The organism is Zoogloea sp. 1C4 (genome assembly GCF_009469605.1).
Classification (GTDB): Bacteria; Pseudomonadota; Gammaproteobacteria; order Burkholderiales; family Rhodocyclaceae; genus Zoogloea; species Zoogloea oryzae.
Genome location: NZ_SSXU01000034.1, coordinates 1 through 19,575 on the forward strand (window position 1 = coordinate 1; position 19,575 = coordinate 19,575).

Genomic DNA, 19,575 nt, shown 5'->3' on the forward strand with positions numbered 1-19,575 from the left:
TGGCGCCAAACATGCCTGCCGAACTGGTGTGCTCGGCCTTGCAGATGGCCATTACGCAGCGCCAACCGCCGGCGGGCCTGATCGTGCATTCCGACCGTGGCAGTCAGTACGCCAGCGAAGCCCACCGTGCCTTGCTGAGCCGTCATGGCTTGACGGGCAGCATGAGTCGCAAAGGCAACTGTTGGGACAACGCCGTCATGGAGCGCTTCTTCCTCAATCTGAAGAGGGAGCGGGTCTGGCAGAACGACTACGCCAACCACGCCGAGGCGCGTCGCGACATTACTGATTACATCGTCGGGTTCTACAACAACGTCCGTCTGCACTCGACGCTGGGCTACCTGCCGCCCACGGCCTATGAACGGAAAACCGCACTACAGCACCCTATCGAGGTGTCCGGTATTACTTGACCACTACAGGTCGTGGGTGATCCGGTAGCTCGGGCACATCACCCCCTTGCCGTCGCGCTGGCACTGGTGGTTGTTCATGCACACGGCCACCGCCTTGGCGTAGTTGCCCCCGGTGGCGGGAATGCCCGCGTAGGCGTCGCCCACGCCGTAGGTGTCGTAGGCCGACCAGTCGAGATAGGTTTTCATGCCCATCTGCCACGCAAGACCGGTGCCAATCCTAAAGCGCCTCAAATCAGGCGTTTACGCACAAAGCTGACTGTCACCTTTGCGACAAAGGGCTGACACGCGCCCCCGCGCCAAAACAATAAACCCCTGTTTTTCTGCTGTTTTCTCCTCTGGCACAGCGATTGCTGAATACCCGGCGTAACCCCAGATCCAGAGGAGCCCAACGTGGAACTGCCCGTCATCAGCAATGCCGCGCCCAAAGAAGCATCCGGCGGCGGTTGTTCTTCAAGTGGCTGCGGCACAGCGCCCGACGCCCTGTCTCATCTGCCCGACCACATCCGCGCCAAGGTGCAGGACCATCCCTGTTATTCGGAAGAGGCCCACCACTACTTTGCGCGCATGCACGTGGCCGTCGCCCCGGCCTGCAACATCCAGTGCAACTACTGCAACCGCAAGTACGACTGTTCCAACGAGTCCCGCCCGGGCGTCGTCTCGGAGCTGCTGACGCCGGATCAGGCGATCAAGAAGGTGCTCGCGGTGGCCGCCGAGATCCCGCAGATGACCGTACTCGGCATCGCGGGGCCGGGAGACCCCCTTGCCAACCCGGCCCGCACCTTCGAGACCTTCGAGCAGCTCTCGGAGAAGGCGCCGGACATCAAGCTGTGCGTGTCCACCAATGGACTCTCGCTCCCGCAATACGTGGACGAGATCGCCAAGCACAACATCGACCACGTGACGATCACCATCAACTGTGTCGATCCGGAAGTGGGCGCCAAGATCTATCCGTGGATCTACTGGAACAACAAGCGCATCTTCGGCATCGAGGGCGCCAAGATCCTCATCGAGCAGCAGCAGAAGGGCCTCGAGATGCTCACCTCGCGGGGCATCCTCGTGAAGGTGAACTCGGTGCTGATCCCCGGCGTGAATGACGAGCACCTCAAGGAGGTCTCGAAGATCGTCAAGGCCAAGGGCGCCTTCCTGCACAACGTGATGCCGCTGATCGCCGAGCCCGAGCACGGCACCTACTACGGGATCATGGAGCAGCCGGAGCCGACCCCCGAGCAGCTGCAGGACCTGCAGGACGCCTGTGCCGGCGACATGGCGATGATGCGCCACTGCCGCCAGTGCCGCGCCGACGCGGTGGGCCTGGTGGGCGAGGATCGCGGCGACGAGTTCACGATGGACAAGATCGACGTGATGGACGTGGATTACGAGGCCGCGATGGTGCGCCGCAAGGAAGTCCACGACTCGATCATCGAGAAGCTCGAAGCCCAGCGCGGCCACACCAAGCCCAAGCCCCAGGGGATTCCCGAAGGCTCGCGCCCGGTGCTGATGGCGGTGGCCGGCAAGAACGGCCTCGTCGCCGAGCACTTCGGCCACGCCAAGGAGTTCCTGATCTACGAGGCTTCGCCCGACGGCGTGCGCTTCATCAGCCACCGCAAGACCGAGCTCTACTGCGGCGGGATGGACAGCTGCGGCGAGGGCGACGAGGAACCGGATTCCCTCCTCGACCGCAACATCAAGGTGCTCGAAGGCTGCGAGGTCGTGCTGTGCTCCAAGATCGGTTTTGAACCGTGGGGCAAGCTCGAGGCGGCCGGCATCGCCCCCAACGGCGAGCACGCGATGGAGCCGATCGAAGAGGCGGTGATGACGGTGTACAAGGAGATCGCCGCCACCGGCCGGCTGCTCCCGAGCACCGACAGCCTCAAGGTCGCCTGAACGCCCACTTCATCCACATCCTTCGTCACGCCCGCCGGGGATACCTCCGGCGGGCCTTTCGGGAGCCCTGACATGGCACTTCAGATCACTCAATCCTGCGTCAATTGCTGGGCCTGCGTGGACGTCTGCCCCAACGACGCCATCTACGCCGACAAGCCCCACTTCCTCATCGACGACATGAAGTGCACCGAATGCCTCGGCGATCACGCCACGCCCCAGTGCGCCGCGATCTGCCCCATCGAGATGGCCATCGTCGACGAGCTGGGCGAATTCCTCAACCCGCCCGGATCGCTGACCGGCATCCCGATCGAGAAGCTCAAGGAGTTCGGCCTGTACCGGGAGGTGGCCTGATGGCCGATGTCACCTTCTTCGAGAAGCCTGGCTGCCAGGGCAACCAGCGCCAGAAGACGCTGCTTGCCGCGGCGGGCCACACCGTGCACGCCCGCAGCCTGAAAACCGAGGTGTGGACGGCCGAAGGGCTGCTCGCCTTCCTCGGCCGGCTGCCGGTGCCCGAGTGGTTCAACCGCAGCGCGCCGGCGATCAAGCTCGGCCACATCGACCCGGACGCGCTGGACGTGCGCCAGGCCCTGACGCTGCTGCTGGAGAACCCGCTGCTGATCCGCCGCCCGCTGATGCAGGTGGGCGAGGAGCGCATGGTGGGCTTTGATGCTGCCGCCGTGGACGCCTGGATCGGCCTGCGTGGCGTAGAGATTCCCGCCGGGAACATCGAAGCCTGCGTGCATGGCCCCGCCGGGCACGGCAACTGTGGTTCCGCAGGTCACGGAGAAGACCATGCGCGCGTCGGGAATCACTGAAAACGCGGTCGAACTGGCCCCGGGCGTCCATTGGGTGGGCGCCCTCGACCCGCATCTGCGCAACTTCGACATCATCCTGCGCACCGCCAACGGCACCACCTACAACGCCTACGTGGTGCGCGGCGAGACCGGCGTGGCGGTGATCGACACGGTGAAGGAGAGCTTCGCCGACGATTTCTTCCGGCGGCTCGAATCCGTCGCCCGCTACGACGAGATCACCACCATCGTCCTCAACCACCTGGAGCCGGACCACAGTGGCGCGCTGCCGGAGCTGCTGAAGCGCGCGCCCCAGGCCAAGGTGTACCTCTCCCGCCGCGCCCAGATGATGCTGAAGGCGCTGCTCAAGCCCAGCGGCGAAGCCCCGCCCGAATACATCCCGGTGACCACCGGCGACACCATCGACCTGGGCGGGCGCACCCTGCACTTCCTGCACACGCCCTACCTGCACTGGCCCGACACCCAATGCACCTACCTCGTCGAGGAGGGCATGCTGTTCTCGGGCGACGTGTTCGGCTGCCACTTCTGCGACGCCCGGCTCTACAACGACGCGGTGGGCGATTTCCGCTTCTCGTTCGAGTACTACTACGCCCACATCATGCGGCCGTTCCGCGAGAACGTGCTGGACGCGCTGGCCCTCATCGAGCCCCTCAACCTGCGCCTGATCGCCCCGGCCCACGGCCCCATCCTGCGCCACATGCCGCGGGACTACGTGCAGCGCTACCGCGAGCTGGCCATGCCGCGCCTGTTCAACGAGGCCCGCAGCGAGAAGACCCTGGTGATCTTCTACATCTCGGCCTACGGCAACACCCGGCGGATGGCCGAATCCCTCGCCGCCGGCGCCGAGGCCATCGGCGGCGTGCGGGTCTCGCTGTACGACCTGGAGGGCGGCGAGTCCGGCATCTTCACCGACCTCATCGAGGAAGCCGACGGTCTCGCCTTCGGCAGCCCGACCATCAACGCCGACGCGGTCAAGCCCATCTGGGACGTGCTCTCGTCCCTCACCACCGTCAACGTCAAGGGCAAGCTCGGCGCCGCCTTCGGCAGCTACGGCTGGAGCGGCGAGGCGGTACGGCTGATCGAGGACCGTCTGCGCGGCCTGAAGCTGCGGGTGCCGGTGGAAGGCCTGCGCATCAAGCTCGTGCCGGACGCCGGCGAGCTGGAGCAGTGCCACGCCCTCGGCGAAACCCTCGCCCGCCACCTCACCGGCCAGGTCGAGCACCGGGAGATCGAGTTCAGCACGCTGCAGGTCACCCTCGCCTAACCCATTCAGGACAACCAGGAAAACCCACTATGCCCAAAGCCAAAGTCACCTTCGAAGACATCGGCGTCTCCGTCACCGTCCCGGCCGGCACCCGCCTCATCGAGGTGTCGGAGAAGGTCGGCGCCGGCATCACCTACGGCTGCCGCGAAGGCGAGTGCTGCACCTGCCTCACCAAGATCGTCTCGGGCGCCGACAACCTCGCCCCGCCCAGCATGCTCGAGGACCAGGTGCTCAAGGACAACCTCGCCCCCCGGGGCCATCGCCTGGCCTGCCAGGCCCAGATCATCGGCGGCGAAATCGTCGTCAAGCCCGCATAAGACTAAAAGCACGTCCCGCAACCACAGAGAAATTCGTGAACCCGTCATTCCAGGAGAACTTCAAATGGCCCTGATCACCTTCAGCAGCCCCATGCACAAGGACAAGACGGTCTATGCCGTGGCCGGTAGCCACACCCAGACCATTCTCGCCCTTGCCAAGGAACACCACATCCCCATCGACTTCGGCTGCCAGGAAGGCAACTGCGGCACGTGTCTCGTCAAGGTCTCGTCCGTCGATGGCAAGCGCCGTCCGATGGGCGGCCCGCTCAACGTGCGCGAAGTGGCCGCCCTCACCGAGCTGGGCCACATCACCAAGGCCCAGGTCGAGCAGATGTACGTGGATGACATTCCTCCGACCCAATGGCGTCTGGCCTGCCAGATGATCATCCGCGACGAGGACATCCTGGTCGAGTATCCGAGCAAGTAAGTCCCACCCCGGGGGAGGCTGCCATGAACGTTCTGGATCGCAACGCGCATCACGCCCTGGCCGTCGCCGGCCTGCTGGCCATGCCCTGCCACGACCACGCACGCTTCGATCCGAACCGTCCGCTGCTGGCCAGTCTGCTGGCCGGCCAGCGCCTCGGCGAAGGCTGCCTGCCCCCGGATCTCGGCCTGGATGAGCGCACCTGCCGCCAGCTGATCAACGAATACTTCACCGGGCTGCTCATGCCCGCCTTTCCGCGCAGCACCGACAAGGTGCCGGAATGGAGCGACGTGCAGAAGCTCCTCCTCGACCACCGGGCCGGGCAGCACGCCTCCGAGCTGTGGGTGGCCGACATCATCGCCACCGCCTGCACCGGCGCCGACCACCTGTGGCAGGACCTGGGCCTCGCCAGCCGGGACGAGCTCAGCCGCCTGATGGTGGTGAACTTCCCGAGCCTCGCCGCCGCCAACACCGGCGACATGAAGTGGAAGAAGTTCCTCTACCGGCAGTTCTGCGCCGCCGAAGGCATCTACGTGTGCCCCGCCCCGTCGTGCGGCGTGTGCAAGGACTACGCCAAGTGCTTTGGACCCGAGCAGTAAGCCCGCCGCCGGCGCCCGCCCTCACGCCTGAAGACCGGGCCGTCGCGGCTTACGTGGGGCTCGCCATCGGCGATGCCCTGGGTGCCACCGTCGAGTTCCTCACCCCCCGCGAGATCCAGCACCAGCACGGCGTCCATCAGGACATCAGCGGCGGTGGCTGGCTGCGCCTCAAGCCCGGGCAGGTCACCGACGACACCACGATGTCCCTGGCCCTGGGCGAGGCTATCCTGGCCGCCGGCCGGGTGGATGCCCGCGCCGCCGCCGACGCCTTCGACGCCTGGATGCGCGGCAAGCCGGTGGATATCGGCAACACCGTGCGGCGCAACCTCATCACCTACCGCAAGACCGGCAACCCCGAGGCACCGCCTTCCGAGCACGACGCCGGCAACGGCGCGGCGATGCGCGTGCTGCCGGTGGCGCTGGCCACCTTCGGCCAGCCGCCCGATCGGATCGCCGCCGCCTGCCGGGCCCAGGGCCACGTGACTCACCACAACCTGCTGTCCGATGCCGCCTGCGACACCCTGGTGGCGATGACTCACGACTTTCTCGCCGGCAACGGGCTCGATGCCGCGCGCCAGCACGCCAATGCCCTCGCCGTCCTGCATCCGGTGTTCTCATGGCACGGCAAGCGCCGCGACAACCCCAGCGGTTATGTGGCGGAAACGCTGCAGGCGGTGTTCCAGGCGCTGTTTGCCACCGATGGCTTCGAGGCCTGCCTGGTGGACGTGGTCAATCGCGGCGGCGACGCCGACACCACCGGCGCCATCGCCGGCATGCTCGCCGGCGCCTGCTACGGCCCGGCGGCGATCCCTGCCCGCTGGCGCAAGGCGGTCGACGCCGAGATCCGGCAACGCGTCGAGCTGCAGGCCCTGGCGCTGATGAAACAGGGCTGACGATCGAATCAGGCGGGCCCATGTCGACCCATGCCGCACGAACGCCCCCCGCTGGGGCCGGGTGATGTTGGGCGAAGGCGCGGTGGGTATGGCGCGTCGGGTGCTGCTGCGCCAAGCGGATCTATCCCCTTATTTGCCCCGGAAGTCTGTTTGGCGTCGCAGAAGTCAGTTCTGAGCCGCCGAAGTCTGTTTGGCGGCGCCAAACGTCGTTCGCCGCCACCAAACTCAATCCTGGGCTCGGCGAACGTCGTTCGCCGTCAGCAAACAGCGTTTGGCAGCACAGAAGTCCGTTCGCCGCGGTCAAGACGCTGTTTGCGACGCCCAAAGGCCGTCTGGCCCGGAGCACTCGACGTTTGGTGCCACCAAAGCGCGTAGGTCGGGTTAGCGCAGCGTAACCCGACACCCGGCCCTCGCCCCCACCACACCAAGACCGCATCAACCCTGAGCGCGCTTGATGCACCCTGCCAGCGCGGCATCCATCGTGGCCAGATGGGTGTCGAACCACGCGGGCAGGCCCTGCACGTACTGCCGGGCCAGCCCGAGCCGGCCGGCGGCCACGCCGCGGGCGAAGTGGGCGAGTTCGCCCAGCACGCGCAGGTGTTCGCTGTTGTGCTCGCCGATGGCCGGGAAGCGGCTGGCCTTCATCAGCCGCTCCTCGTTCTCGAAGTGCTGCCGGGTGTGCACCTGCAGGCGGGCGAAGAGCGCCGGGAAATCAGCGTCCGATGCCGCCAGCAGCGCGTCGGCCATCTCGATGAATTCCCGGTGGGTGGCGTCCATCTCGGCCACCCCCAGGACATGCCCTTCGGCCCAGGGCATCAGACCGCCCCGTGGGTCTCGCGCTTGGCGTTGTTGGTGGTCTTGAGGGCCTCGTCGACGCTCAGCTCGGGGTACTTGAACTTGTGGCCCTTGAAGGCGTTGAACACCGTGAGCACCTTGTCGGCGGCGCCCTGGCCCTTGAAGTCGCCCTTCTCGAGCGCCACCAGGTCGATCAGTTCGTTCCAGCACAGGCCTTCGGTGAGCGGGATGAAGGCCACGGTGGCGCCATTGATCACCGAGACGAAGGGCTTGGGAATGTTGACGGTGAACATCACCGCCACCGTGCTCGGGTTCAGGCCGCTGCCGAACTTCTCCATCAGCGACGGCCAGTGCTGGAGTTCTTCCAGCGAGCCGGACAGCAGCTTCAGTTCATCCCCCTGGCCCAGCACGATGGCCTGCTTGAACAGCGCGACCGGCGGCTTGCGGCGCCCTTGTTCGTCGGCCACTTCACCTTCGATCACGATGAGCTCGCCCCGATAGGCTTCCCAGCCGGCTTCGCTGGCCGCTTCGCGGAAATTGGAATTGAAGAAGTAGGGTTCGTAACGGTCGAGCAGCATGGTGGTTTTCTCCGGATGGATGCAAAAGAAACAGGTCAGGCGGGCTGGGCCGCGCCGATGAATTCAAAGACGTCGGATTCGATGATCTCGAGGCCGATGCGGGCGCAGAAGCGGCGCTCCTTGGCGGTGGGTTCGGCAATGAACACCCAGCCGGCCGGCTTGGCGGCCGAGAAGATCATGTCGGCCATCACCATGCGCTCGGTGTCGCGGTTGAGGCGCATGCCCATCAGCAGGTATTGCTTGCCCTGGCGCAGCAGCTTGATCTCGGGCGGAATCGAGAAGCCGCCCATCAGCTCGGTGATGAAATCCACGTAGTCGGCGTCGGAGGCGATGTACACCGGCTCCGGGCGCGGCGTGCCCATGGGCTTGAAGAGCACCGGCAGGCTGGTGTCGATGGATTCGACGCGGCTGTAGGCCTGGCCGTCCCAGCGGTAGAGCTTGTAGCGGTAGTCGGTGCCGCCGATGCGGGCGATGCCGACGATCAGGGTGTGGGGCGCGTCGGCGTAGGAATCCTGCAGCTGGGTGTCGCGGTTGATGTCGATGACGTAGGGCGGGGCGATGTCCTTCAGCCAGTCGTGGAAGGCGCCGCGGGTCCAGGCGGTCTCGCCGTAGGTGCGGGTGAGGAACTTGGTGACGGCCGTGCGGCCGCGCTTGAGCTCCACGTTCATCGCCGCGCGGGGGAACTCGTACATGAGCTTGGGCGCCATGGGCTTGCCGTCGTTCATGGCGTAGATCAGCGAATCGCTGTCGGCGGGGATGGGGGCGCCGGTGGCGGCGTTCTTCACGTCGGCCAGCACGCCGGGGCCGATATAGGGAACGATGCTGCCGTCGGTGATGCCGGCGATCAGTTTGGCGCGAAGTTCGGGTGTCATGGTTGGGCTCGCAAGTGGGGTATGCAGCCCTTACTGCAATTTCCACGCCCGCTTGCGCACCCAGCAACGGCGGGGCCCCTGATCCGACGAAAAACGCCATTGTCGACTTTGCGACAGGCGGCTTTGTCGGCTGCCCTGTCGGATCTGTCCCCAGCGCGAGCACGCTTTGACAGGGGCCGCCCGGCCGGGGATCATCGCGCCACCGCCCACCACCCAGCCCGCTCGTCATGCCCTTCACTCCCGACATCCATGCCATCGGGCTCGTTATCACCCTCGCCCTCTTCGTGGGCAGCGTGGCCGAGCCGATCCGGGTGGTGCAGGCATTGCGGGGTTCGCTGGGCAGCCGGCTGGGGGTGTCGGATGCCGGCCGGCGCAGGGCGGCGCGCTTCTTCTACTGGGCCTTTCCGTTCTGGCTGGGCCTGCTGTGGGCCTTCCTCAATGTGAACGTGCTGGGCAACTGCAGCGGCGACACCTGCATCGGCTATTCGCTGCCGGCGTTTCCGTTTCCCTTTCTATACGGCATCGGCGAGCTGGTGCTGCTGAGTGAACGGCAGCCGCGAGCCGACAGCTAGAAGGTGGACAGCACCACCGACGACACGCCGCCGATCACCAGAAACTCGTCTTCCCCCTGCAGGGCGCCGGGCAGCAGCCCGCAGTAGAAGAGCACCTTGGTGAGCGGCACCTCCACCGCCAGGATGTAGTCGCCGAACTCGCACGCCCGGTCGCGGCTGCAGGTGAAGGAGTTGAGGTTGTTGAGCAGCACCACGTGCTCGCCGCCGGCACCTTTCTCCAGCACTTCGTGGTCGGCCAGCCGATTGACGCCCCGGTACAGGGTGACGTGGCGGCTGGTGCCGTGGCGCCGCGCCAGCTCGAACTGGCAATACGTGTACAGCAGGTCGAGCTGGGCCTCGAGGGCGTTGGTGCCATACAGGCCCTGGGCACGCATCTCCTGATAGCGCCGGTAGGCCTCGCCCGCCGGGTCGCGCAGGGCTTCCCGGTGGTAGCGCGGGGTGAGCCCGAAGCGCGATTCGACCCAACCCTTCAGCACGGCCCCTTCCCCGCTGTCCGAATCGAAGCTCCAGCCCCGGATCACCTTGATGTAGTTGGCCTTGGCCCGCGCCTGGTTGCGGCCGGTGAGGCCCACCTCCTCCGGCCATTCGAGCCGGAAGCGCACAGTCATGTAGTCGCGGAAGACGTCCGGACGATCGGCGTCCGACGCGGCTTCGAGGCGCCGGAAGAGATCACGGTGGAATTCGGCCACGCCATCGAGGAGCAGCGGCGCCGGATGGCGCTGGTAGGCGAGGCTGCCGAGGATGACCGCCGGGAGGTTGCAGCGGTTGATCGGCAGGCGGGCGTCGCGGGGGAGTGTCGCCTTGTCATCACCCCTACAAGGCGTGGGGGTTTTGTCGCATCCGTACATGCCACCCGCCGCTGGGCTGATTTTGCTTTTTCTTGAAGTATCAAACACTTGAGTTCTGTCAGCCGACCTGGCACGCAACATGCTGAAGTGGAGGTGCGACTCTCACTGCTTCATTTTCAAATCGACTGACAGATCAAGGAGATTACACCATGGCAAAACTGCGTCAATGCGCCATCTACGGCAAGGGCGGGATCGGCAAGTCCACCACCACCCAGAACCTCGTCGCCGCGCTGGCCGAATCCGGCAAGAAGGTGATGATCGTCGGCTGCGACCCGAAGGCTGACTCCACCCGTCTGATCCTGCACAGCAAGGCCCAGACCACCGTGATGCACCTGGCTGCCGAAGCCGGCTCCGTCGAGGATCTCGAGCTCGAAGACGTCCTGTCCGTCGGTTTTGGCGGCGTCAAGTGCGTTGAGTCCGGTGGCCCGGAACCCGGCGTCGGCTGCGCTGGCCGCGGCGTCATCACCGCCATCAACTTCCTTGAAGAAGAAGGCGCCTACGACGAAGACCTCGACTTCGTGTTCTACGACGTGCTGGGCGACGTGGTCTGCGGTGGCTTCGCCATGCCGATCCGCGAGAACAAGGCTCAGGAAATCTACATCGTCTGCTCCGGCGAAATGATGGCCATGTACGCGGCCAACAACATCTCCAAGGGCATCGTGAAGTACGCCAACTCCGGTGGCGTGCGTCTGGCCGGCCTGATCTGCAACAGCCGCAACACCGACCGCGAAGACGAACTGATCATGGCCCTGGCCGCCCGCCTCGGCACCACCATGATCCACTTCGTGCCCCGTGACAACGCCGTGCAGCACGCCGAGATCCGTCGTATGACCGTCATCGAATACGACCCGAAGCACAAGCAGGCCGACGAATACCGTCAGCTGGCGATGAAGATCAACAACAACACCAACTTCGTCATCCCGACCCCGATCGAGATGGAAGAGCTGGAAGACCTGCTGATGGAGTTCGGCATCATGGAAGCGGAAGACGAGTCGATCGTCGGCAAGACCGCTGCCGAGCTGGCCGCCGACGCCGCTGCCGCCGCCTAAGCATCGCAAGACCGGCGGGGGCTCCGGCGCCCGCCCACTTCAACCAGTACGTCGGCTACAGATTGGTGGCGGCGTCAGGAGGAAAAAATGACGACTCTGTCTCGCGAAGAAACCGATGCCCTCATCGCCGAGGTGCTTGAGGTTTATCCGGAAAAAGCCCAGAAGGACCGCAAGAAGCACCTGGCGGTCAACGACCAGACCATCGAGCAGTCCAAGAAGTGCATCACCTCGAACCGCAAGTCGCTGCCCGGCGTGATGACCATCCGCGGCTGTGCTTACGCCGGTTCCAAGGGTGTGGTGTGGGGTCCGATCAAGGACATGATCCACATCTCCCACGGCCCCGTCGGCTGCGGCCAGTACTCCCGCGCCGGTCGCCGCAACTACTACGTCGGCACCACCGGTGTTGATTCCTTCGGCACGATGAACTTCACCTCCGACTTCCAGGAGAAGGACATCGTCTTCGGCGGCGACAAGAAGCTCGCCAAGCTGATCGAAGAGATCGAACAGCTCTTCCCGCTGCACCGCGGCATCTCGGTTCAGTCCGAATGCCCGATCGGCCTGATCGGCGACGACATCGAGTCGGTCTCCAAGAAGGCGGCCGCCGTCATCGAGAAGCCCGTCGTGCCGGTGCGCTGCGAAGGCTTCCGCGGCGTCTCGCAATCCCTCGGCCACCACATCGCCAACGACGCGATCCGTGACTGGGTGCTCGACAAGCGTGACGGCGCTGCGTACGAAGGCACGCCCTACGACGTGGCGATCATCGGCGACTACAACATCGGCGGTGATGCCTGGGCGACCCGCATCCTCCTCGAGGAAATGGGCCTGCGCGTCGTGGCCCAGTGGTCCGGCGACGGCACCCTGGCCGAGATGATGAACACCCCGAAGGTCAAGCTGAACCTGCTCCACTGCTACCGCTCGATGAACTACATCAGCCGGCACATGGAAGAGAAGTACGGCATTCCTTACCTGGAATACAACTTCTTCGGCCCGACCAAGATCATCGAATCCCTGCGCAAGATTGCGGCCTTCTTCGACGATTCCATCAAGGAAAAGACCGAAGCCGTCATCGCCCGCTACCAGCCGATGATGGACGAGATCATCGCCAAGTACAAACCGCGCCTGCAGGGCAAGAAGGTGATGCTCTACGTCGGCGGCCTGCGTCCGCGCCACGTGATCGGCGCCTACGAAGACCTCGGCATGGAAGTCATCGGCACCGGCTACGAATTCGCCCACAACGACGACTACGACCGCACGATCAAGGAGATGGGCGACGCCACCCTGCTCTACGACGACGTCACCGGCTTCGAGCTCGAAGAGTTCGTCAAGCGCCTGAAGCCCGACATGGTCGGCTCCGGCATCAAGGAAAAGTACATCTTCCAGAAGATGGGCATCCCGCTGCGTCAGATGCACTCCTGGGACTACTCCGGCCCCTACCACGGCTACGACGGTTTCGCGATCTTCGCTCGCGACATGGACATCGCCCTGTCCAACCCGACGTTCAAGAACCTGACGCCCCCGTGGAAGAAGGTCGTCGAGGACGAAGCCAAGAAGGCTGCCTGAGTTTCCAGGAACCCGGGAAAGGCCGCCCGGCGGCGGGTGATTGCGGACAAGACGTCCTTCACCCGACCCCGGACGGCCGGCCCCAACCCCCTCTCAAGCTTGCGCCGGGACCCGCGGATGTGCGGGCCAGGCAAGGAGAATGCAAATGCAAACCGCAGACAACATCAAGCCCTGCTACCCCCTCTTCCGGGACGATGACTACAAGAAGAACCTCGCCGAGAAGCGCGACCTCTTCGAGGAAGGCCACGCCCCCGACAAGGTGCTCGAAACCTTCATGTGGACGACCACCCAGGAGTACCAGGACCTCAACTTCAAGCGCGAAGCCCTGACCGTCGATCCGGCCAAGGCCTGCCAGCCCCTGGGCGCCGTGCTGTGTGCCTCCGGCTTCCACAAGACCCTGCCCTACGTGCATGGCTCGCAAGGCTGCGTCGCCTACTTCCGCACCTACTTCAACCGCCACTTCAAGGAACCGTGCTCCTGCGTGTCGGATTCGATGACCGAAGACGCAGCCGTGTTCGGCGGCCAGAAGAACATGTTCGACGGCCTGGAAAACGCCAAGGCCATCTACAAGCCGGACATGATCGCCGTCTCCACCACCTGCATGGCCGAAGTCATCGGTGACGACCTGAACGCCTTCATCAACAACTCGAAGAAGGCCGGCCACATTCCCCAGGACTACCCGGTTCCCTTCGCCCACACCCCGTCCTTCGTCGGCTCGCACACCACCGGCTGGGACAACATGGAAGAAGGCATCCTGCGCTACTTCACGCTCAACAGCATGGAAGGGAAGGTCGTCGGCAGCAACGGCAAGGTCAACATCGTGCCGGGCTTCGAAACCTACCTGGGCAACTACCGCGTGGTGAAGCGCATGCTCACCGAGATGGGCGTCAGCTACACGATGCTCTCCGACCCGAGCGAAGTCTTCGATACCCCGGCCGACGGCGAATTCCGCATGTACTCCGGCGGCACCACGATGGACGAAGTCCGCGACGCCCCGAACGGCATCACCACCCTGCTGCTGCAGCCGGCCCAGCTGGAAAAGACCAAGAAGTTCGTCGAAAACACCTGGAAGCACGACATTCCGAAGCTCAACATCCCGATGGGCGTGGAATGGACCGACGAGTTCCTGATGAAGGTCTCGGAAGTCACCGGCAAGCCGATCCCCGCCTCCCTGGAACTCGAGCGCGGCCGCTGCATGGACTTGGTCTCCGACAGCCACGCCTGGCTGCACGGCAAGAAGTTCGCCCTCTACGGTGACCCGGACTTCGTGATGGGCATGGTCAAGATCCTGCTGGAAGTGGGCGCCGAACCGACCCACATCCTGTCCCACAACGCCAACAAGCGCTGGGGCAAGCAGGTCGAGAAGCTGCTGGCCTCCAGCCCCTTCGGCGTGAATGGCAAGGTGTATGTCGGCAACGACCTGTGGCACATGCGCAGCCTGTGCTTCACCGACAAGCCGGACTTCCTGATCGGCAACTCCTACGGCAAGTACATCCAGCGCGACACCCGCTACAAGGGTGAAGAGTTCGAAGTTCCGCTGATCCGCATCGGCTTCCCGATCTTCGACCGTCACCACATGCACCGCGCCACCACCCTCGGCTACGAAGGGATGATGTCTGTGGTCACCCAACTGACGAACGCGGTCCTTGAGCAGCTCGACAAGGAAACCATCGGCATGGGCACCACCGACTACAACTTCGACCTGGTGCGCTGATCCGGACTACCGGCGGGGGCAGATCACCGCGCCCGCCGGTCCGCAGGAGAGTTACATGGCCAACATCATGATCCGGCAGGCCGAAAGCGGTGGCTTGACCTTCTACCTTCCGAAGCGCGATCTGGAAGCCTCAATCGAGTCCATCGAATTCGACACCCCGGAAAAATGGGGCGGCGAACTGAAACTGGACAACGGCGGCTCCTACTACATCGACCCGATCGCGAAGCCCCCCCCGTCTGCCCATTTCCCTGCGCGCCAAGCGCCTTGGCGCGGCTGAAGACTGAAGGAGAATCATCATGGCAATGAAGATCGATCCCGACATGTGCACCGCCTGCGGCGACTGCAAGCCGGTGTGCCCCACCAAGTCGATCAGTTCCGGCAAGGTCTTCTACAAGATCGACGCCGCCACCTGCACCGAATGTGACGGCCACAACGACTCGCCCCTGTGCGTCGATGTCTGCCCGTCCGGCTGCATCAGCCCGGCCTGAGGCACGCGCCCCAAAGCACGAGCCTTGAGCCGAGCGCCGGTCGCCCCCTTCGCGGGATGCCCGGCGCTCCACTGAAGACCCGTCCTGGATCCTGGAGCCCATCATGTCCGCCTCGCCTATTGCATCCCGGGAAGCCGCCCTGCGCATCGCGCTGGCTGCCCGCGCCCTTGACGGCCTCGACGTCAAGGCCCTCGTCGGCGCCTTGCTGGAAAAGCTCGAGCCCCCGCTCACCGAAGCCAAGCTCGCCAAGCTCACCGTCGAGGATCTGCGTGCCATCCTGGCCGGCGACTTTGCCGAGCAGGGCTGCCACGTGGGCGTCGACAACGAGACCCTCAAGGACGCGATCCGCCTGCTGTGGGGCCAGGGCGTCGAGCACGCCGACTTCCCGGTGGTCGAGGCCTACACCGATGGCGACATGCCCGGCTCGATCCGCGTGGCCGTCGCCGCCAACCGGGGCGAGAACCTGGACGGCCACTTCGGCTCCTGCGACCGCTTCCTGATCTACCAGGTCGGCCAGGAAGCGATCCGCCTCATCGACGTGCGTAGCACCGCCGAGGCCGACGGCGCCGAGGACAAGAACGCCTCCCGCTCGGCCCTCATCAACGACTGCCAGCTGGTGTACGTGCAGTCGATCGGCGGACCGGCCGCGGCCAAGGTCGTGCGCGCCGGCGTGCATCCGGTCAAGAAACCCACCGGCGGCCCGGCCCGCGAGGCGCTCATCGAACTCCAGGGCCGGCTCGCCAGCCCGCCGCCGTGGCTGGCCCAGATCATGGGCGTCCCGGCCGCCTCCCTCGCCCGCTTCGAGGAGGACATCGAGACCGGAGAGACCCTGTGATCACCCCGGAACAACTCACCGCCATCGGGGCTGCCGTGACCACTTCCGGCTCCGCCGACGCCCTGCGCAAGGCGTTTCCCGGCGTGCATTTCACCGAATGCAGCGCCGACGACGTCTCGCCCCGCTACAAGGTCGCCCTCAGCGTGACCGGCTACGACCTGTACCTGGTGAGCGGCGCCTCGGGTCACTGCCTCGAATTCACCAGCGACCTGGACAGCGCCACCGGCATCGTGATCGCCGAACAGGTGGCCGATGAGTGACAAGACCAAGGCCGACGCCGGCTACGGCAAGCTGGGCCTGTGCTCGGGCTGCGGGTATTTTCCCGACTACCTGAACAGCCACCGCTGCACGCCCGGCGACGCCTGCATCCGCGCCCACAGCGGTCGGCAGATCGACCGCTTCCTGCGCACCAACCCGGACGAAGCCCACCTCTATCTGGCCGACATCTTCTGGGAACGCCGGGCCATCGCGGCCCGCTACGCGCCGGAAGAACTGATCACGCCGCTGCAGCGCGACAACGACGAAGTCGTCCGCCGGGTGGTCGCCTCGCGGATTCCCCTCGACCAGCTCGCCACCATGAGCCGCGACCCGGACCGCGAGGTGCGCCTGTCGGTGGCCTCGCGCCTGCCCGAAGCCCAGCTTGCGACGCTGATCAGCGACCCGGACTACATGATCCGCGCCACCGTCGCCCGACGCCTGCCCCACGGCCAGCTCGCCCGGCTCGCCAAGGACCCGGAGCGGGAAGTACGCAAGGTGGTCGCCACCCGCCTGCCGCCCTTCGCCCTGCACATGCTCGCCAACGACCCCGAGCCCGAAGTCCGCGCCGTCGTGGCCGAACGTGCCCTGCCCGGCCTCGCCGCGGCCCTGCTGCAAGATCCCGAGTGGTGGGTTCGCCTCGCCGCGGTGAGCAACGCCCCGCTGGAGTTCCTCGACCCCCTGCTCTCCGACCCGGAAGCGGAAATCCGTGACGCCGCCAAGGCCCGACTGGCCGAGGCCAATGCAGCCTGATCCCAAGGACACAACGATGAAAGAGAACCAAGCCTGGTCGGAATACTGCAAGTCTCTCGCCCCGGCCATCGTCGAAGCCTCGGCCAAGGTGCCGGTCAGCGGCGGACCCGGCGCGCTCATCAAGGCCCTCGGCCAGGCGCTGCCCGACTGGAAGTTCCGCCACGCCATGAGCCGCGGCGGATGGTATCGGCTGGGAGGTATCGTCTCAGCCGATGGAAAACGGATCAGCGATAACCTGGAGCGATGGGTCGAGAGCAATCTGGACGAGCGTGACGGCGACATGGCGCACCTGATCGACGACTTTGCCGGGCAGACGCTCTACGCCACCCGCCTCGTCGGCCAGACCCACTATCTGGTGTCCCACTGCGGCGAAGGGCACGCCGATTTTCTTCAGCTGGAGATTGAAGACCTGCAGGAAATCCGCGCCCACCAGCTCTTCGCCAACGACCCGTCGACCATCGAGGATCTGATCGACCCGCGTACCGGCAACGAGCAGCCCCTGCCGGTGAGTCTGCCCCACTACGCCTTCCGGCGCGTCCAGCACATCGAGAGTTTTCTTCAGCGCATGCGCGCCCAACGGCCAGAACCGGCACCCATCCACCGGATGGTCGATGACTGGGGCGCGAGCAGCGCCGGCGCCAACAGCACCTTCTCGAACCACTGGGTTGTCGCCACCCGCGAGCACCTGGACCGCTATCACCAGCCGGTGTTCCGCGCCCAGCCCATCGCGACCCTGGCCGGCACGCCGCCGGAGTTTGACGCGGCGACCGGCACCAGCGGCCTGGCCCTGAACGAGGCGCTGACGCACTTCGACCGGGAAATCGGCTACCCGATGGCCTGGTTCTTCAACATGCTGGGCACCAAGGCGGTTCCCCACTGGGTCGCACAGGTGGTAATCGAAGACACCATGGCCGGCTTCGCCTACCTGCCCCAGCGGGATGTGGAAATCGTCCGCAACTGGCTGCACCGGCCTTACGCCCTGTAAGCGCCGAACCCTGTTCGGCCCACTCCGGCGGCGAGTCTAGCCGCCGGTCCGCCGGGCCGACATCCTCCCGGCCCAGCACGCCGCCACATCCAGCATGCGGTTGGCAAAGCCCCACTCGTTGTCGAACCACACCAGCAGGTTGAGCAGATGGGCGCCGCTCATCTGGGTCTGACCTCCGTCGATGATGGCCGAGTGGGGGCTGTGGTTGAAATCGATCGACGCATGAGGCTCAGCGGTATAAGCCATCCGGCCGGACTCCTTCCCGGCAGCGGCTGAACGCAGCAGCGCATTCACGTCCCCAATGCAGGCGGGACGCTGCAGCGTCACCACCAGATCGATCGCCGACACATTGACCACCGGCACCCGGATCGCCTTCGTCTCGACGCGCCCGGCCAGATCGGGCAGCAGTCGCACCACACCACGCGCGAGGCCCGTGGAGACCGGAATCATCGACTGCATCGCGGACCGCGTGCGATGCAGGTCGGCGTGATGATAGCCGTCGATGAGCGGCTGATCGTTCATCACCGAATGCAGCGTCGTCATCAGCGCGTGGTCAATCCCGTAGGCTTCGTCCAGCAACGCCAGCACCGGCACGATGGCATTGGTGGTGCAGGACGCCGCCGACACGATCCGCTCATCCCCGACGATCAGTCCTTCGTTGTGACCAAAGACGATGGTCTTGTCCACATCGGTCGCGCTGTGCCCGGGGTGGGACAACAGCAGGTGCCGGCAACCGGCCTCAAGGAATGCCTCGAGCTCGTGGCGGTGCGCGTAGCGCCCGGAAGCCTCCACCAGCAGATCCACGCCAAGCGAGCGCCAATCCACACCGTCCGGCGTGCTGGCGTGGAAGACCGGGATATCGATGCCATTGATGCGCAGCGCCTCCCCGGCCACCTCAACCTCCCCGGGGAAACACCCGTGGGTGGAATCGAAACGCGTGAGATACGCCATGCTTTCCAGGTCGGCCGGCTCATTGATCGCCACCACCGAAAAGTGTTCACGCAGCGGCGACACCATCAACGCTCTCAGAAAGCAACGCCCGATGCGTCCATATCCATTGATCGCAATCCGCAAACTCATTTCTCGTCCAGGCTATCCAGCTTCAATGCACACAAGGAGAACGGCAATATGGTCGCCACTAAGCTCGCGGCAACCATCGCGAACACTATATAACAACGCCGAGCCGCATCCGCCGAGGAGGCTGACAATAGGAGAGCGCTTGACTGGATAGCGAGTACCGGACGGCTAACGCCCATCAGAGCCAGAAATCCGTCGGCTGCCGTGCCGGCGTTCTGTTGCGACTTTCTCGCAAGGCTCGTTCCGACCCGTAGTGATTTGGGTATTCCAAAGCGTAACACCCCCTGAGGCATTTTGCCTGAGGGGGTGTTGAATGGTTAGTCTGACGATGACCTACTTTCACGCACGGATGTGCACTATCATTGGCGCGGTCTCGTTTCACGGTCCTGTTCGGGATGGGAAGGGGTGGTTCCAAGACGCTATGGTCGTCAGACTGTAACTTGTACCGTTCATCGCGTATTTGCGCTGAACGTCAAAGAGAAGAAGTGTGGTGTTGGGTGGTGCGATTGCGCACGTTTTTCGAGTTTGCCTTGTATTGCAAGGTTATAGGATCAAGCCTCACGGGCAATTAGTACTGGTTAGCTTAACGCATTA

At 65.0% G+C, this 19,575-nt stretch carries 25 protein-coding genes and 1 rRNA gene; 19 read left to right on the top strand and 7 right to left on the bottom strand.

Annotation, left to right across the window (positions count from 1 at the left end; genetic code table 11):
- On the top strand, window positions 1–407 hold a 407-nt coding region (locus tag GH681_RS21295), incomplete at its 5' end, for an IS3 family transposase (protein WP_153163557.1).
- A 3-nt stretch (window positions 408–410) separates the two neighbouring features.
- On the opposite strand, the gene GH681_RS21300 is transcribed toward GH681_RS21295, so the two are convergent.
- Window positions 411–593: a hypothetical protein gene (locus GH681_RS21300; protein WP_228112020.1), complete on the bottom strand. Its 183-nt coding sequence runs from the start codon at window positions 591–593 to the stop codon at window positions 411–413.
- A gap of 204 nt (window positions 594–797) precedes the next feature.
- On the opposite strand from GH681_RS21300, the gene nifB reads away from it, so the two are divergent.
- The 8 genes from nifB to draG all read left to right on the top strand — a co-directional run bounded on the left by nifB (window position 798) and on the right by draG (window position 6,600).
- The gene (gene nifB, locus GH681_RS21305; protein WP_153163558.1) at window positions 798–2,291 is read left to right on the top strand and encodes a nitrogenase cofactor biosynthesis protein NifB; all 1,494 of its coding nucleotides are present in this window, start codon (window positions 798–800) and stop codon (window positions 2,289–2,291) included.
- A 72-nt stretch (window positions 2,292–2,363) separates the two neighbouring features.
- A complete protein-coding gene (locus GH681_RS21310) occupies window positions 2,364–2,642 on the top strand; it encodes a 4Fe-4S dicluster domain-containing protein (protein ID WP_153163559.1) in 279 nt (92 codons plus the stop codon).
- A complete protein-coding gene (locus GH681_RS21315) occupies window positions 2,642–3,106 on the top strand; it encodes an ArsC/Spx/MgsR family protein (protein ID WP_153163560.1) in 465 nt (154 codons plus the stop codon). The genes GH681_RS21310 and GH681_RS21315 overlap by 1 nt, the downstream gene beginning before the upstream one ends.
- Window positions 3,084–4,367 carry an FprA family A-type flavoprotein gene (locus tag GH681_RS21320; RefSeq protein WP_153163561.1) on the top strand — a complete coding sequence of 428 codons (1,284 nt, stop codon included), beginning with the start codon at window positions 3,084–3,086 and terminating at the stop codon, window positions 4,365–4,367. The genes GH681_RS21315 and GH681_RS21320 overlap by 23 nt, the downstream gene beginning before the upstream one ends.
- 29 nt (window positions 4,368–4,396) lie before the next feature.
- Complete coding sequence (locus GH681_RS21325; protein ID WP_153163562.1) at window positions 4,397–4,684, top strand: 2Fe-2S iron-sulfur cluster-binding protein; 288 nt, start codon at window positions 4,397–4,399, stop codon at window positions 4,682–4,684.
- Between the two features lie 64 nt (window positions 4,685–4,748).
- Window positions 4,749–5,111 (top strand): 2Fe-2S iron-sulfur cluster-binding protein, encoded by a 363-nt coding sequence (locus tag GH681_RS21330; RefSeq protein WP_153163563.1) that lies wholly within the window; start codon window positions 4,749–4,751, stop codon window positions 5,109–5,111.
- Between the two features lie 23 nt (window positions 5,112–5,134).
- Window positions 5,135–5,707: a nitrogen fixation protein NifQ gene (locus GH681_RS21335; RefSeq protein ID WP_194271310.1), complete on the top strand. Its 573-nt coding sequence runs from the start codon at window positions 5,135–5,137 to the stop codon at window positions 5,705–5,707.
- Entirely contained in the window at window positions 5,686–6,600 is a 915-nt protein-coding gene (draG, locus tag GH681_RS21340; RefSeq protein ID WP_153163565.1) for an ADP-ribosyl-[dinitrogen reductase] hydrolase, read from the top strand. Before GH681_RS21335 ends, draG begins: the two co-directional genes overlap by 22 nt.
- Window positions 6,601–7,035: 435 nt before the next feature.
- On the opposite strand, the gene GH681_RS21345 is transcribed toward draG, so the two are convergent.
- The 3 genes from GH681_RS21345 to GH681_RS21355 are packed head-to-tail and all read right to left on the bottom strand — an operon-like array spanning window position 7,036 to window position 8,845.
- Window positions 7,036–7,416, bottom strand: coding sequence for a bacteriohemerythrin (locus GH681_RS21345; protein WP_153163566.1), 381 nt, complete (start codon window positions 7,414–7,416; stop codon window positions 7,036–7,038).
- Window positions 7,416–7,973 carry a hypothetical protein gene (locus GH681_RS21350; RefSeq protein ID WP_153163567.1) on the bottom strand — a complete coding sequence of 186 codons (558 nt, stop codon included), beginning with the start codon at window positions 7,971–7,973 and terminating at the stop codon, window positions 7,416–7,418. The genes GH681_RS21345 and GH681_RS21350 overlap by 1 nt, the downstream gene beginning before the upstream one ends.
- A gap of 35 nt (window positions 7,974–8,008) precedes the next feature.
- On the bottom strand, window positions 8,009–8,845 hold the full coding sequence (locus GH681_RS21355) for an SIR2 family protein (RefSeq protein WP_153163568.1): 837 nt from the start codon (window positions 8,843–8,845) through the stop codon (window positions 8,009–8,011).
- 227 nt (window positions 8,846–9,072) lie between these two features.
- Between GH681_RS21355 and GH681_RS21360 the strand changes: the two genes are divergently transcribed.
- Window positions 9,073–9,417: a hypothetical protein gene (locus GH681_RS21360; RefSeq protein ID WP_153163569.1), complete on the top strand. Its 345-nt coding sequence runs from the start codon at window positions 9,073–9,075 to the stop codon at window positions 9,415–9,417.
- Here GH681_RS21360 and GH681_RS21365 read toward each other — a convergent pair.
- The gene (locus GH681_RS21365; RefSeq protein WP_153163570.1) at window positions 9,414–10,265 is read right to left on the bottom strand and encodes an NAD(+)--dinitrogen-reductase ADP-D-ribosyltransferase; all 852 of its coding nucleotides are present in this window, start codon (window positions 10,263–10,265) and stop codon (window positions 9,414–9,416) included. The genes GH681_RS21360 and GH681_RS21365 overlap by 4 nt on opposite strands.
- A 149-nt stretch (window positions 10,266–10,414) precedes the next feature.
- Between GH681_RS21365 and nifH the strand changes: the two genes are divergently transcribed.
- The 9 genes from nifH to GH681_RS21410 all read left to right on the top strand — a co-directional run bounded on the left by nifH (window position 10,415) and on the right by GH681_RS21410 (window position 17,904).
- Window positions 10,415–11,314 carry a nitrogenase iron protein gene (gene nifH / locus GH681_RS21370; protein WP_153163571.1) on the top strand — a complete coding sequence of 300 codons (900 nt, stop codon included), beginning with the start codon at window positions 10,415–10,417 and terminating at the stop codon, window positions 11,312–11,314.
- Window positions 11,315–11,401: 87 nt separating this feature from the next.
- Window positions 11,402–12,874 carry a nitrogenase molybdenum-iron protein alpha chain gene (gene nifD, locus GH681_RS21375; RefSeq protein ID WP_153163572.1) on the top strand — a complete coding sequence of 491 codons (1,473 nt, stop codon included), beginning with the start codon at window positions 11,402–11,404 and terminating at the stop codon, window positions 12,872–12,874.
- Window positions 12,875–13,019: 145 nt separating this feature from the next.
- A complete protein-coding gene (nifK, locus tag GH681_RS21380) occupies window positions 13,020–14,588 on the top strand; it encodes a nitrogenase molybdenum-iron protein subunit beta (RefSeq protein WP_153163573.1) in 1,569 nt (522 codons plus the stop codon).
- Window positions 14,589–14,643: 55 nt separating this feature from the next.
- Window positions 14,644–14,865: a putative nitrogen fixation protein NifT gene (gene nifT / locus GH681_RS21385; protein ID WP_228112021.1), complete on the top strand. Its 222-nt coding sequence runs from the start codon at window positions 14,644–14,646 to the stop codon at window positions 14,863–14,865.
- Window positions 14,866–14,884: 19 nt separating this feature from the next.
- On the top strand, window positions 14,885–15,076 hold the full coding sequence (locus tag GH681_RS21390; protein WP_153163574.1) for a 4Fe-4S binding protein: 192 nt from the start codon (window positions 14,885–14,887) through the stop codon (window positions 15,074–15,076).
- A gap of 103 nt (window positions 15,077–15,179) precedes the next feature.
- Window positions 15,180–15,911, top strand: coding sequence for a dinitrogenase iron-molybdenum cofactor N-terminal domain-containing protein (locus tag GH681_RS21395; RefSeq protein ID WP_153163575.1), 732 nt, complete (start codon window positions 15,180–15,182; stop codon window positions 15,909–15,911).
- The gene (locus GH681_RS21400) at window positions 15,908–16,171 is read left to right on the top strand and encodes a DUF6129 family protein (protein WP_153163576.1); all 264 of its coding nucleotides are present in this window, start codon (window positions 15,908–15,910) and stop codon (window positions 16,169–16,171) included. The genes GH681_RS21395 and GH681_RS21400 overlap by 4 nt, the downstream gene beginning before the upstream one ends.
- Window positions 16,164–16,919, top strand: a complete 756-nt coding sequence (locus tag GH681_RS21405) for a 4Fe4S-binding leucine-rich repeat protein (RefSeq protein ID WP_153163577.1) — start codon at window positions 16,164–16,166, stop codon at window positions 16,917–16,919. Before GH681_RS21400 ends, GH681_RS21405 begins: the two co-directional genes overlap by 8 nt.
- Before the next feature lie 16 nt (window positions 16,920–16,935).
- Window positions 16,936–17,904, top strand: a complete 969-nt coding sequence (locus GH681_RS21410) for a hypothetical protein (protein WP_153163578.1) — start codon at window positions 16,936–16,938, stop codon at window positions 17,902–17,904.
- 36 nt (window positions 17,905–17,940) lie between these two features.
- Here the strand turns inward: GH681_RS21410 and GH681_RS21415 are convergent, their stop codons facing one another.
- Both GH681_RS21415 and rrf read right to left on the bottom strand, forming a co-directional pair.
- On the bottom strand, window positions 17,941–18,984 hold the full coding sequence (locus GH681_RS21415) for a type I glyceraldehyde-3-phosphate dehydrogenase (RefSeq protein ID WP_153163579.1): 1,044 nt from the start codon (window positions 18,982–18,984) through the stop codon (window positions 17,941–17,943).
- Window positions 18,985–19,301: 317 nt separating this feature from the next.
- Window positions 19,302–19,414, bottom strand: a 5S ribosomal RNA gene (gene rrf, locus GH681_RS21420).
- Window positions 19,415–19,575: the final 161 nt, after the last annotated feature.